Source organism: Gymnodinialimonas ceratoperidinii, from assembly GCF_019297855.1.
Taxonomy (GTDB): Bacteria; Pseudomonadota; Alphaproteobacteria; order Rhodobacterales; family Rhodobacteraceae; genus Gymnodinialimonas; species Gymnodinialimonas ceratoperidinii.
In genome coordinates this window covers 3,317,268-3,330,254 of record NZ_CP079194.1, presented here as the reverse complement: position 1 = coordinate 3,330,254, position 12,987 = coordinate 3,317,268, and the positions used below count along the sequence as shown (strand labels likewise).

Annotated in this window: 13 protein-coding genes, 1 tRNA gene and 1 pseudogene; 5 read left to right on the top strand and 10 right to left on the bottom strand. The window is 53.2% G+C overall.

Features of this window, described 5'->3' with window-relative positions; genetic code table 11:
• The first annotated feature begins 25 nt into the window (after positions 1-25).
• Both KYE46_RS16130 and KYE46_RS16125 read left to right on the top strand, forming a co-directional pair.
• On the top strand, positions 26-988 hold the full coding sequence (locus KYE46_RS16130; protein ID WP_219002050.1) for a DNA-primase RepB domain-containing protein: 963 nt from the start codon (positions 26-28) through the stop codon (positions 986-988).
• The gene (locus tag KYE46_RS16125) at positions 978-1,958 is read left to right on the top strand and encodes an AAA family ATPase (RefSeq protein WP_219002048.1); all 981 of its coding nucleotides are present in this window, start codon (positions 978-980) and stop codon (positions 1,956-1,958) included. Before KYE46_RS16130 ends, KYE46_RS16125 begins: the two co-directional genes overlap by 11 nt.
• 484 nt (positions 1,959-2,442) lie before the next feature.
• On the opposite strand, the gene KYE46_RS16120 is transcribed toward KYE46_RS16125, so the two are convergent.
• Entirely contained in the window at positions 2,443-2,820 is a 378-nt protein-coding gene (locus KYE46_RS16120; protein WP_219002046.1) for a hypothetical protein, read from the bottom strand.
• Positions 2,821-3,137: 317 nt separating this feature from the next.
• Between KYE46_RS16120 and KYE46_RS16115 the strand changes: the two genes are divergently transcribed.
• Positions 3,138-3,344 carry a hypothetical protein gene (locus KYE46_RS16115; protein ID WP_219002044.1) on the top strand — a complete coding sequence of 69 codons (207 nt, stop codon included), beginning with the start codon at positions 3,138-3,140 and terminating at the stop codon, positions 3,342-3,344.
• 477 nt (positions 3,345-3,821) lie between these two features.
• Complete coding sequence (locus KYE46_RS16110; RefSeq protein WP_219002042.1) at positions 3,822-4,148, top strand: hypothetical protein; 327 nt, start codon at positions 3,822-3,824, stop codon at positions 4,146-4,148.
• 209 nt (positions 4,149-4,357) lie between these two features.
• Here the strand turns inward: KYE46_RS16110 and KYE46_RS16105 are convergent, their stop codons facing one another.
• The 4 genes and pseudogenes from KYE46_RS16105 to KYE46_RS16090 form a co-directional block, all read right to left on the bottom strand.
• Positions 4,358-5,386, bottom strand: coding sequence for a site-specific integrase (locus KYE46_RS16105; protein WP_219002040.1), 1,029 nt, complete (start codon positions 5,384-5,386; stop codon positions 4,358-4,360).
• A gap of 1,042 nt (positions 5,387-6,428) precedes the next feature.
• Positions 6,429-6,608 (bottom strand): annotated as a pseudogene (locus KYE46_RS16100) (IS3 family transposase); the annotation flags it as partial.
• Positions 6,609-6,886: 278 nt separating this feature from the next.
• Complete coding sequence (locus tag KYE46_RS16095; protein WP_219002038.1) at positions 6,887-7,678, bottom strand: restriction endonuclease; 792 nt, start codon at positions 7,676-7,678, stop codon at positions 6,887-6,889.
• 68 nt (positions 7,679-7,746) lie between these two features.
• Positions 7,747-8,922 carry a hypothetical protein gene (locus KYE46_RS16090; RefSeq protein WP_219002036.1) on the bottom strand — a complete coding sequence of 392 codons (1,176 nt, stop codon included), beginning with the start codon at positions 8,920-8,922 and terminating at the stop codon, positions 7,747-7,749.
• A gap of 331 nt (positions 8,923-9,253) precedes the next feature.
• Between KYE46_RS16090 and KYE46_RS16085 the strand changes: the two genes are divergently transcribed.
• Positions 9,254-9,565 (top strand): H-NS histone family protein, encoded by a 312-nt coding sequence (locus KYE46_RS16085; RefSeq protein WP_219002034.1) that lies wholly within the window; start codon positions 9,254-9,256, stop codon positions 9,563-9,565.
• A 191-nt stretch (positions 9,566-9,756) separates the two neighbouring features.
• On the opposite strand, the gene KYE46_RS16080 is transcribed toward KYE46_RS16085, so the two are convergent.
• The 5 genes from KYE46_RS16080 to KYE46_RS16060 all read right to left on the bottom strand — a co-directional run bounded on the left by KYE46_RS16080 (position 9,757) and on the right by KYE46_RS16060 (position 12,919).
• Positions 9,757-10,038: a Rid family hydrolase gene (locus tag KYE46_RS16080; RefSeq protein ID WP_247716863.1), complete on the bottom strand. Its 282-nt coding sequence runs from the start codon at positions 10,036-10,038 to the stop codon at positions 9,757-9,759.
• A gap of 17 nt (positions 10,039-10,055) precedes the next feature.
• Positions 10,056-10,547, bottom strand: coding sequence for an HNH endonuclease (locus tag KYE46_RS16075; RefSeq protein ID WP_219002032.1), 492 nt, complete (start codon positions 10,545-10,547; stop codon positions 10,056-10,058).
• Positions 10,548-10,969: 422 nt separating this feature from the next.
• Positions 10,970-11,437, bottom strand: coding sequence for a DUF6998 domain-containing protein (locus KYE46_RS16070; protein WP_219002029.1), 468 nt, complete (start codon positions 11,435-11,437; stop codon positions 10,970-10,972).
• A 234-nt stretch (positions 11,438-11,671) separates the two neighbouring features.
• Positions 11,672-12,400 carry an HNH endonuclease gene (locus KYE46_RS17525; RefSeq protein ID WP_247716862.1) on the bottom strand — a complete coding sequence of 243 codons (729 nt, stop codon included), beginning with the start codon at positions 12,398-12,400 and terminating at the stop codon, positions 11,672-11,674.
• Between the two features lie 442 nt (positions 12,401-12,842).
• Positions 12,843-12,919: transfer RNA gene (locus KYE46_RS16060), tRNA-Met, on the bottom strand.
• Positions 12,920-12,987 lie beyond the last annotated feature (68 nt).

Genomic DNA, 12,987 nt, shown 5'->3' with positions numbered 1-12,987 from the left:
AACTCACCTAAATTTGGAGGCAATCATGTCCCCGAAGATCACTACCTCTTTGCCCACTGCTCTGGCCTCACGAAGAAAGCCGGACAAGAAATCAGCAAAATATCAAGCGAAGTTCTTGACATCTATCTGGCAGAGCGCCGCCGATGGTCCGGCAACAAGATATGCCTGCATGGCCTTCCGACGACAAGGCGGAGGAAAGTTCGAGTTTGTTTTCGTCGACCCGTCAGATCGATCGCAAACTCGGGCTGCCCTGTTGGCTCACAACCGCAAGGAATGGGATCAGTACTTCTGCCCCGCTACGTTCTCTGAGAGGAGCCGCGAGAAACGCTATGCACTTCCCACAAATTTACTCTGGTGTGACGCCGACGAAGCCGATCCCCGCGGGTTCTCACCACCACCCTCGATCGTTTGGGAGACATCCCCCAGGCGATATCAAGCCATATGGATCTTGGATGAGACTTTGACGCCCGGTGAAGCTGAAACCTTTTCTCGCGCGCTGACCTACAATCATGGCGGTGACAAGAATGGGTGGCCATCAAACAAACTTCTGCGGATTTTGGGATCATTCAATCACAAGCCCAATTACGAATCCCCGTTCGTCGGGGTCCTCAAATATGAACTGACGCCCATAAACGAACGCCCGGCAACCGAGCCCTGGCATCGTCCAGCAGCCGCGGCAGCAGTTTCCTTCGATGGGTTCGACCACCTCGCCCATGACAAGTTTGATGTCCTGAAGCGATACCGGCACAGCTTGACGGTTTCAACGCGGCAGCTCATTCGAGATAAGCGGGCTTACGCCCCGGATCGTTCGAGCCGCATCTACGCGATCGTTGTAGGACTCCACGGTGTGGGCGCGAGTCTCGACGAGATCGCCAGCGTTGTTTGGGCGTCTGCTTACTTCCAAGACAAGTACGGTCCAAACATTCGGGCGCTCAGCAATGAACTCACCCGTATCACATCGAAATTGGGAGGCCGTCATGGGAAATGATGCAACCTTTGTGAACCTCTCGGACGTCAAAGCGAGGAAGGTTGAATGGCTTTGGGAGCCTTTGATCCCGATTGGCATGATCACCATTCTCGAGGGTGACCCAGGTCTCGGAAAGTCTTTCCTGTCGATGCATCTGGCATCAGTCGTATCAAAGGGCCGACGTCTGCCGGATAGGTGCAAATTGGCAAAAGGCAATGTCTTGTACATCAGTGCAGAAGACGACGCGTCGTACACGACGCGGCCTCGGATTGACGCAATGGGTGGTGACCCGAGCCGTATACGGGTGCTCAACGATTGGATTGAATTCAATGATGGCGGTCTTAGCATTCTCGAGGCTGAAATCGAGGAATTCGGACCAGACTTGATCATCATAGACCCTTTGGTCTCGTTTGTCCCTACGGAGGCTAGAGGCAAGGATCCAGCCGCAATACGGGGCCTGCTACATCGCCTCACAAACATGGTTGCCGACAACGACTGTGCCATCGTCATTGTGCGACACTTGACCAAGATGAAGCAGGAAAACGCCCTCTATCAGGGCGGTGGGACCATTGACGTGATTGCTACGGCACGATCCGCGCTTCGGCTGGCGGCTGATCCAGACGACCCTGAGAAGAAAGTGCTTGCGCATCTGAAGCACAACATCGGGCCTAGGGGGCCCAGCTGGGTCTTCTCGCTCGTGCCGTCTAAGAGGGCAGGAGACATTCCGGTCGTTAAGTTCTCTGGGAGGTCAGACCTTACCGTCGATGACCTGCAAGGGGCATCCGGGGGTGCCGGGCCAAAGCCTCGCGAGGCCGCGGATGATTTCCTAAAGCGCTATCTCGGCGACGGTTCCCGAAAGGCAAATGATTCCTATGAAGCCGCAAAACGGGAAGGCATCAGCAAGCGTACCCTTGATCGTGCAAAGCAACGTCTTGGCGTCCGGTCCCGTCAAAAGACAAAGACATGGTATTGGTCATTGGACCAGGGCTGATTGCCAGAGTGCCAGTCTGCCTGCGCCGACTCTGGCGATCTGTTGCCATTGGCAGGGTGCCACGTGTCGGTATGGATATTTGGCGATCTGGCATCCTGAGACCGACACACGGACTAAATATCAGACTGTAGCGACGAAGGCGGGGGCGATTTTCCCCGCCTTTTCAATTCCCCAAGCGACGCGCCGACGGTCGCAGGATCGTGACGGGTGCCAATCGGGTGAGAAAACCGTGCAAAAAGCGACCCACGGCAGCCGAACGCCGCCCCGATCGGCACTACCCAAACAGGCAGTTGGCGAAGTTCAGACCCCCTTGAGCACGCCAAGATCGGCTAAAGCGCTCTCTAGCTCGTCACGCCCATCAACGTGCGGTCCAAAATGGCCGTAGGAGGGCCTTCTGACGGCCCTGTCCTAAATTGGCTGGGTTGGAGGCCGGAATTGATGACAGGGGCCCTTGTGGGGCCTCGCAGAGCCTCTGCGGTGGCGCTCATTCGGAGTTACACACCGGCAGCGCTCCGGACGCATCGACATGGCGCCAGATGAGGTATCGCTCGACATAGGCAATGTAGGTGTAGAGCCGCACCGCGTCCTTGATATTTGCGGGCGTGTGAAAGGATACCCAATCGGGTTCGCTCCCTAATCCGAATAATCGGTGGTGGGTGACACCTCCTGCATGACCCTTCAGGCCAGTTGTTGCAGATCGGTGGAATGTACGAATTCTATTGCGGAGGCCACCGCCGCCCCATGTGCGCCCAATGTAGACCGTGTTCTGTGGATCACCGCGCGCAATGATGTAGACGCCCGGAAGTTTCGGAAGGTCCTTTCGGCTCTCCCACTTGATCGGCTCTGAAATGATTAGTTCCACGTCACCCCGATCTGCGAGCGCCCTCGCAATATCACCTGGTGATCGGGGTGTTAGAAAACCGCTCTGACACGGTCCCTGTGCCTTTAGCCGGGGCCTGTTGTATAACACAGGCACCCCGACCATAGGGTCAAAGGTGTTCAGCCGATTGCTCGACCTAGTCAGAGAGGGGTTTCTAAGCCCCAACGCGAATGCGTCTTCCGCGTCAGGGTCGGTGTTAGCAAGGTTTAAAGAAAACAGGAAGCGCCGACCAGTTTGCGCCTTACAACCGAGCTGCTCCGCCTTATCGATGCTCCCATCAACCAACTGGGAGAATTTTGATGTCCGAAATCACAACGCTTCAGCAGGTCTGCAAAGAACGAAAGATGTCCCCCACGAAGGCTCGCAAGATGCTGCGGGCAGCGCTGACCAGCGGGAAGCACTCTGAGCTCAGCAAGGCGCACAAGCCCAAGTCGGCTTGGCAATGGGCGAAGGGGAGCGCGGCTGAGAAGGAAGCCATTCAGGTCCTGACAGGCAAGGCTTGCTGAATTTATTCACGTTTCTGACGTGTGCTTCAGGCCAACACAGATCAGCGGCACCGGCAAACCGATGTCGTAGGTCGGTCAGCAGCGTAACCATGGGCGGTTAGCGGACGTTTGCTGCGGTGAGTAGCAGAGCGGACATCAACTCTCCCCGTCTCGGTCCAAACCGTAAAAGTCCGCTCCAATTACTTAAACTGGGCCTCTGACTTATGCGGGACCATTGCCGCTTCCGCCAGCGCAGTTAACATCCATGGCAACAGGGACGCAGGGCGTGTAGTTCGGGTCGCAACTTGTTCTGAAGCGGAATGCACAGCCATCGACACACATGCCGCGATGGCCAGAGTTCGATTATGCATTTTGTGTCTTCCGTTTCTGCAAAGTCGTTAGCGAAGAAGTCTACGCGTTACTCCAGTATTGAGTGTTGCGAATCCTCGGTATTTCGATCATGAGTTTGAACTATAACGTTAATTTCCGAGGGGCCCTATGCGTCTTATTCTTCTTGTTTCTATTCTAGCTGCATGCGCTTGCGCTCAACGCCCCGAAAACATTGCGGCCGCTGATATTGGTCCTAACCCTTATACAGGCTACAACTGTTCACAACTTGCAGCGGAAGAACTAAGTATAACGCAAGAGCTCGCGAACCTAAGCGCAGATCAAAATCGTGCGGCAAATGGCGACGCTTTCGGCGTGTTTTTACTCGGATTGCCAGTATCCTCGATGACAGGCGCTGATCAAGAAACTAACATCGCAATCGCGCGCGGCAGACTTCAAGCGATTGACGAAACCCAACTTACCCTTCGCTGCGGATGAATCGCGAGACTTGAGGGTCGTATGAGCGCCCAGCAGTAGAGGTTTAAACGAGCGACGGGCGCTCAACTTATGTAATCGGTTGCGCAGGCGGCAGCTTTTATCAGCTTTGCGCTCTGATACTTAGATCTTAGTCAGACCTTTGCGTCCTGTCATATTCGTCTACGAAGCGATTGCCTGCAGTAGGTGAGGCAGACCTGGTAAGGAAACCGTCACCCGGGCGATGTGTGAACTTTACAGATATCGCTTGGAGTGAATTCGCTTACTTCACTCTCGAATGCCTTAGCGACTTCGGCGGCTGCAGACTGACTTGCAAGAATTCGTCGTCCGTATCGTGCAGGCATCTCTGGTGATCTCCAGCGTCCAGCAACCATGATCGACGATAGACTGCAGTTCAATCTGAATGCATCGTGTACGCCGCCTACGCGCATACTGTGGGAGGAGACATCACTACGATCAAAGCGGCGCTTGATGATCCTTGAGACAGTTGCAGCGGCAAGTGGTGTTCGCTTTCCTCCACGCTGAGACTTTGTAAACATTGGATCCTCCGCCTTAAGACCTGCGGCCTCGATCCATGCCAGGACAGCGAGGGAGGCACCTTTGGACAAAAATGCGTAGTCGCCCTTGCCGTAGGGATCGGTCTTAGACCGGCGCACGAACAGCAAGCTCGATCCATCATCCTGTCGCTCCATATCGCGCACTTGAAAGGCCACAAGCTCGGATACTCGGCACCAAGAATCTGAGGCCGCCCAGATCAGTGCTTTGTCCCGTAATTCCTGCCGACTCACACCTAATTTCAACACTACCCCAAGCACCTCAGCTTTCGAGAGGGGCGGGGCTTGTCGGGTGTACGCACCATACTTCCGTTTTACTGACTTGAGGGCTAGCTCGACTAATCTATGCCTACAGGGAGACGGTAGGAACAGTGATCGGTGGTGCTCGCTGATGGCCCACAAGCGGGTCGCGATTGTGTTGGCACTGAGTTTTCCACCAAGAGCCTCTACATATTCGGCGACGATCTCCGGCGCTACAGGCGGCATCGGATCATAGGCTCGGTATTCACACCAGCGTGCGAACGACTTTTTGATCTGCCGTAAGTTTCTAAGTGTTTCAGGTGCGAAGGCCTGCAAGGATCGACGTTCATATTCGTCAATGATGGCTTGACGCTTCTGCTTCGATTGGCTGGACAACAGGGTAAGAACTTCTGCTCGCTCTACTTCTCGGTCAAATACCTTGGCCATGATGATGCTCCCTATAAAAAGGCCGCATCATACCCTCAATGTTAACCACTTTTTAACAATTGAGCTGGAGGCTGAGAAAATGTTTGGGTGGAGTATCAAAGGCAGACGAAGATCTACTTGTTCGCATTGAGCGGCTCGAGGCAGCCTTGCTCGAATACATAGCTCGTTATGGTGTAACCGACCTCGCGATCAAAGCGTTCGCAGCTCCAGCTGAGTGTGTTAGCCACACGCCTGATCAGAGCGACGGGGATGGACCCGTGTCTAACGTCCCAAAGATCGGTGACTAAGGAAAGGTTTCTGACCTTGTGTAACGAGGGTGACTTTAGAAAGGTTTCACCTGCCATCAGTTCCGTCACGGGTAGCGCATCACAATGAAGCTTTTGAACCAACTATTCTTCCTAGCAGTGATTTCTTCTTCTTTTGTCACCGGAGCCTCAGTTGATGCTTCAGTTCCCGTCGTTCCTGCGGGAGAGGAATTTGCCTGCACTCCCACACATGTATGGGACGGTGATGGACCCATTTGGTGCGCGGAGGGGCCTCGGATACGGCTTTCGGGAATAAACACCCGAGAGATGGATGGGACTTGTAACTCTAACAGCCCCTGCACGAATGCCGACCCGTTCACGGCGCGCCATGCGCTGGTAAGCATACTTGGTGAAGTAATAGGCGTGGGGCAACACGGCCATGTGTTGGTCAATGGCCCTACGCTTCAATGCTTGTCTGACGGTTCTGCTGGCAGGAGCCGCACTGCGGCATGGTGCATCTCACCACGTCACGGCGATATTAACTGCGCGATGGTTGAGGGCGGCTGGGCTGCCCGGTGGGATCGCTATTGGCAGGGGCACGTCTGTCAGGATTGACGTGCTACTGGCAAGGCCCTGATCTGCGGGATGGCATTGAAAGGGCGATTGTATTAGCTAACGCAAAGGGCGGAGAGCAGACCTTCTCTGCAGATGCAAACCGAGCCTCGAGGCATCAAGCAAGCGGACCTTCCGCCAAAATGAGGCTACAGCGCTTGACCTGCCCCTTGCTGGTCCGTCATTCATAACGAGAGTCTGCAGGTAGGATTTGGGTGTTCGGCTTCGTCGTCTGGCGCAAGCGCGCCGGGCGCGGAGCCCTCAAATTGATCAAGCGTCCGGCGCGCTTGCTGTGGCGTCTGGTTGGCCTGAGACGAGTGCGGCCTGACCGTATTGTAGTCGTAGCGCCACAGGACCACCTCTCTTCCCTCGCACCCGCAGAAAAGTATTTCGCTCAAGCCCGCAGGAGAGTGCCTGGTTTTGGGTGCGGAACCAAGCCAACATCCGGTGAAACGACTTGGTATGAAACGGCATTCTACCACCCTGCAATGGTCGACAAGATGGCAACGATCCTACGCTTCTATCACGACTACATGCTGGCGCCGACAAGAGGTGACCCGCTCAAACGGAAAATCCCAGCAGAAAAGCTCGGGTTGGCGAAAGGTCGGGTCTACGCTCGAGATCTGATCGCGTTTTAAGCATTCTATGCCTCGAGTGCTTCCCCGGTATTTTCAAACTCGGCTAAGTATGACCACATCATCTTTTCCAGGTCCGATTGATCACGGACACCTTGGAGGGGCTTTGAGCTTCCGAATATCTCGGCCATCATCAATGTATCGAGGAGTATATACCCATTTTGTCCAGAAATAATTCTTGCCCCTTCTTGATAGCCTTTGTGCGCTGCCCACAAACCAACGAGTGGAGCGGGGCTGTTCCGAAACCACGCGGGAACTATCGTCTGGATCTCATATCTATTGTGCCGGATAGAGTCCATTAAGCTATTGAAGCTTTGAATGGAATCCCGCGGCACCTTTGACTGATAAAGCTTGGATTGCCCTACGATCCGAATTCCCCTCCCCCCGGAAACGAATAATTCGCTTCGAGAGTAGGCAGGGACTAATGCCAGAAAGTCGATCCCAAACTCATTGCCGCGAGGGGTCAAATGAACTTTCGTTGCTCCCAATGATTGCATAAGAGCAGCTCCGAAGCACTCATACTGGCGATCATCAAGATTTCTCATCCAATAATAGATGCGTGATCGGTTCCTGATTGTCTGTAATGTCCGTGGATTGCGCAATATTTTGCCGTGCCACTGCACCAGTTGTTTGCCGGTGTCCACGCAAACGAAAGAGCGACTGCCGCCGCTCCTGTGATGAAGATCATCAAACACAAGCAAGTCGTTCAGAATAGATTTCCTGAACTTGCTAATGAACTCTTCCTGCTTGCGGTCGACGCTACCGTAGAAAGCCCTGATCGCTTGGAGCGACAGCTCCATAATGGAACGCGTCTTGGGATCGGGCGCTAAGGAGTATATTGCTGAAACAATTCGCGGTCTTGATGGCTTCATTGCTTCCCACTGATATCATCAATATTGTTAATTGCACTCTTTACTTCCGCCGTTAGTTGGAGAAGCTTCGCTCTCTTCTCAGAGTTCATAATTACTGATATCGGGGTTTCATTTAATTCACGCAAAGCGTCCGATATGATCTTAAAGAATCGATCTTCGGTAGACTTTTCCGATGCATGAGTGTCTTCAATGCTGTTATAAACGGCGGTATTGTATGCCGTCTCAAGCGATGCACCACTGCGAAATGACATCCATTCTTTGGGCGCATCAGAGATCATGTAAGATATTTCTCGCAAGTTATCGCGTTTCGTAATGCGTCTATTGCTCCACGCGGCCTCAACTTCCGCTTTTGTAGGATCCTGCCAAGAATCGCCTGAATCGCCTTCCACTCTGTCTACTGGGAACAACCAGCCCACGAACTCATTCAGCGCTGCGGAGTCCTGAAATTCGTTCTTTGCATCATCCCATCGCATCCATTCTTTCAACGCGATACTGCTGCGGCCAAATATCTCTTGGAAAAATGGATAGATTTTCTCGTCAATGTGCTCGCCGACCTCGGTCACTTCCTTTGCTTGCTGAAAGGCGTAATACCCCCGAACCCATTGTCCCGCACCATGAGCAGATAGCCCAAAACTCTTCCCCACTTGAGTCAGTGTCAAATCGTCAGCTTCCATGCGATCAACCAGCAATTTCGCCTTGTTGTAGGCCGGCCACTCCGAGATTCCTGAGACGTGTCGGAGGCCCTGCAAAATCCATGCTGCATTCATACTGTTGTCATTGCCTTCATAAACGAGGCACGAAATTTCCTGAAACGTGTCCATTATCTCTTGGGGGATTGGGTCGCCATTGTCGTAATACCCGGTGACTTCTTTAGCCGCGCAAATGCGTCGATTACCTTCCAAAACAACGTAATTTCCATTTTCGTCAAGTTTTCGAACAACCACACGATCGATTGGCAGGAAGCCATTAGCTTCCATCACAGATTGAAGTTTCCCGACGTCATGATGGTCGATCAATCGTCGACGAGCTGCCTGTTGAACTGGCAGTTGCGTCACCTCCTCATCAGGGACGAATGTCCAGTCGGTGCCCACAAAACGAGGGTTGTTTGGGTCAAGGAAGATTTTTTCCAGCGCAATGTTTTCGGGAGTGAGGTCTGCTGCTAAGGAGGACATACTAATCTCCGATTATTGGTCGACACCCCAATCGTTAAGTGCTTACGCTCGAGATTGGTAGCTGATACCAAAACTAATTTCCTCGGCGCTGCCTCAACCACACAAGCCGGATGGGCTGGGGGGCAGGTCACCCACGCACAGGTCACCAGTTTCCCTGAGATCCTGTGCGAAGAACAAATGGCCGGTCTGGTCAAGCTGCACCGCAGCGATCAGCCCAGAACTGAACGGCAGGTCTGGGCCGATAGTGTTGTTTAAGTTTCCACCCATGAGCATTGTAAACGAGGATCACTTCAGGCTAAGGAGCAGCGTACAATCTAGGAGAGGCGTCCCAATGGCAAAACCGAACCTTGAGACACTGTCCGTCGCGGAACTGAAGCAACTTCAGAAAGACACTGAGAAGGCCATTGCGAGCTTTGAAGAACGCAAAAGAGCTGAGGCGATCGCGGAACTAGAGGCCGTCGCACAGAAGCACGGCTTCAAGCTCAGCGATCTTGTCAGCGGCAAGAAGACTAAAGTCGCTTCCCCTGCCAAGTTCAAGCATCCAGAGAATGCGTCTCTCACTTGGACTGGACGTGGTCGGCAGCCCAATTGGATCAAGGACGGTCTCGCAGCAGGGAAATCACTGGACGATTTTGCGATCTAAGTCTGCGACCAAAGTCTGAGGCAATTCTTTTAGCGTCGGTAGCGGACGGTGCGCACGCTTGGATGTACGTACGCTCACTCCTAGAAGCTGCCGGCAACTTCGTGCCCGAAGCCGAAAAGATTTCGCAGATCAATCAGCGACTACAGCGTCGACCTCGATTTCCACGAGCCACTCCGGATTCACAAAACGATTTATTGCCATAATGGTGTCGATCGGGCGATGTCCGTCAAAACGACACGTGTGCGTATTACATCATGCAGACCAGAGGCAGCCTGTTCGAGCGCTGCCTTGATAATTTCGAAACATTGCTTGGTCTGGGCGTAGACGTCCCCTACGCCATTGGTCTTTCCATCGCTATCAACAGCCGCAGTGCCACCCACAGCGATGTAAGAACCTACTCGGACCGCACGGCTGAATCCGACAATCTTTTCCAATGGGTTGCCGCTTGAAATCAACTGACGTCGGAGGTCCATGTCGCCCGCAGTCTTGGTCAGCAGAGCTTCGTCAGTATTTTTCGTACAGCTTCCAGACTCAGCGCAGGTTGCTGAGTGTGAATCATCCGGTGACAGTTAGGGCAAACCGGAACGAGGTCTGTCTCTGGATCGACTAGGTATTTTCCATTTGTTTGCGATAGCTCGTTTAGATGGTGAACATCAATAACGTCTTCGCCCATTTCTCCGTAGCGATCAGACATTGATTTATTGCAGACCAAGCATTGATGCCCATGTATATCTAGACATCGCTTCCTCGCGGCGGCGCTGCGTTCCACGCGCTTGGAGAGCAACATGGATTGTTCTCCTTCTTCGAATGTTTGGACAATCAAAGGCTCATAAGAATTTGCAGGTGGAATAGGAGTCTCAACCGAATACCATTCTTTACCAAGCTCAACTAAGAATTTGCGTTGAAGGATCGGCTCAAAACGATCAATTTTGACAGGCTCATCTTCCGGAATTTTTCCGTGCTCGTCGACTTTGGCGAACATTGGGAAAGTCAGAAGTGAATATCCTTCTTCAACTACTAGCCTTGTGTGTTCTTCAGATTGGCTGAAGCCGGGGTTCCTTCTGCCTGACGCGTTTCTCTCCCAATCTCTACTAAGAATTAGCCCCTCTTCACTTCCCGAGTGGTGGGACCATAACCCGAAAATGATAAACCGCTTGGTCTCGTTCACGAAGGACCAAGATCAATTCCAATTGTCACAAGTGGCTCCTTGGCTTTCAATAAATTGCTTTCGGTTCATGGCTCGGGTTCCTCTTGGTTCTTATCGGTCCGAAATAGGGTATATGATTGGAGCACTAGAAAGAGATCGCATATCCAATTTCTCACGCTGCTGTCGCATCGAACGGCGGGGTGGACCGGATGCGCTGCCGAATCGCCGTTGCGGCGTCAATGCTTGTTTCGGGGCGTTCACACTGGAGCAACTCGAACAAGCGGCAACTGCTGTTCTAGGCCAAGGTTAGCAGCCATCATCCGCAGCTTTTGAAGCCCCAAACTGCGTTGGCCGTTTTTCTGCATCTTTCCGGCGGCGTTCCAAGCCAAAGCCCCCGGCCCATTGTAGATGACAGATATGGACCGTCCCTTGGGACGAGACAGGACAATCAGATGCTCTGATTCATGCCGGAGACCGACGCTTTTGCCCTGGGTAAGTTTAATTTCAACTTTGCGGCCGTCTTTCGCGCGTGCGTCGTGCCCAAGCGTCGAGGCGGGGTTGAGCTCAAGATCGAACATGAATGACGCGACGACTTCTCCGACACTTCCGACCAAGTGCCCATCCAAAGTGAACTTCCGGCCCGGGAACATTTTCTCGAGGGCGTCGGTTGCGTGATAAAGTTCGTCGATCAAAGTGCCGACCGTTGGCCAATCAGTTTCATTCATGGATTATTCCGACTTTCACTCAAAATGTTCTGATTGCTGTGAGTTTCGTGAACCAACCAGCAACTTTCGAACAGTACGTCAATTTCAGCAAGGAGTAAGCTGTATCCCGGCATCGTTGGCCACAGGAAAGACCGAAGTTTGCCGCAAACGATCAAATTGGACTCGTCGACGCACGTCCGCTCCTTTCGGCCTGCTTTCGTGGCCTGTATTCATACTATTGAATCAATTGGACAGCTACTGCCCGGTATCTAGTGCCGCCCGCAACTCTTCGAGGGTCCACCAGGGACGTGCTGCGTGCACCATCCGGTGACAGTTGGCGCAAAGCAAGACAAGATCGACCAGCTTAGTAGTTTCACCTGCTACAAATTCTGAAATCGGCCTTGAATGGTGGCACTCGATAAACCCAGAACCGCGTTCGCCATAATTCGCTTGAAAGTCGAATCCGCAGGCCTCGCAACACAGGTGCCCATGCTGTTTCAGGTATGAAGCTTTCTTCCGCTTCACGATTGCAGCATTGCGCTCCCGGTAGCGGTGTATGCGGGTCAGCAATTGTCCCTCAGGTGCCTCTGTCAGGTCGTCTTCGGGCAGCACCGGCGCATCATTCGACATTGCCGCTCGTGTCGCATCCACGATTGACGCGACCACTTTCTTCAGCGCCTTCGGATTGTCGGCAAATTCGGCCCAAACGACCTCCTCCAGCTTGTTCCCTCGGCTCAAACCCTTGGTATCATGGTTCGGATCGTGGGCGCGAAAGTTTAGGAGTTTCATGGACACGCCGTTGGCATTGCGCAGTGTGTCGGAACCAGTCAGTCCGAGCGCCTTTGCGACTTGGCTGATCTTCGCCGTTAGTTCGAGCACGCCTTCGCCTTTCGGCGAGAAGTAGTCGTCCGTGTTGTCAAGATAGTAGTCCAGGGCGACGAGAAGTTCGTCGCGCGTCCAAGGTGGGTTTCGTGTCTCGACCATACCTGAACGGTAGCAGCTCAATGTCAATGTCCGCCAGATACATTCAGGGTGTCCGGCACCAGCCATAGAGGGACAGGTTTGGTGACTAACTAGCGGAGGATTTGTATTAGAAACCAGCTACGGATCTATGATTGCTTTGTCCGCGCGGGACAGCTTTGGCTTCTCCTGAGATGATGCTCTGGCCCACCAATGGCCGCGTGAGTGACGATGCCGCCTAGCGTTGCTCTCTTGCTCAAGGTTGGGTGTGGGCCGAATTTGGACGGATTCGAGTCATATCCAGCAATGAGCAGGCAAGTTGTGGTGGTTCAATTCGACCTGACAATAATCATTGCGTTACTTCCGAAGCTAACTCAAATGGCACCCATATGGCACCCACAGGCAGGAATTCAGAACGCACATAGCACGATGAACTCTGTAAGGCTCTATCCGTAATAAGAAAATTTGGTAGCGGAGGAGGGACTTGAACCCCCGACACGCGGATTATGATTCCGCTGCTCTAACCAACTGAGCTACTCCGCCAAACGCGAGGCAGTGGGTACGGTGGCGCGCGCGTTGCGTCAACATGAAAATTGACCTCTCGGACCCTT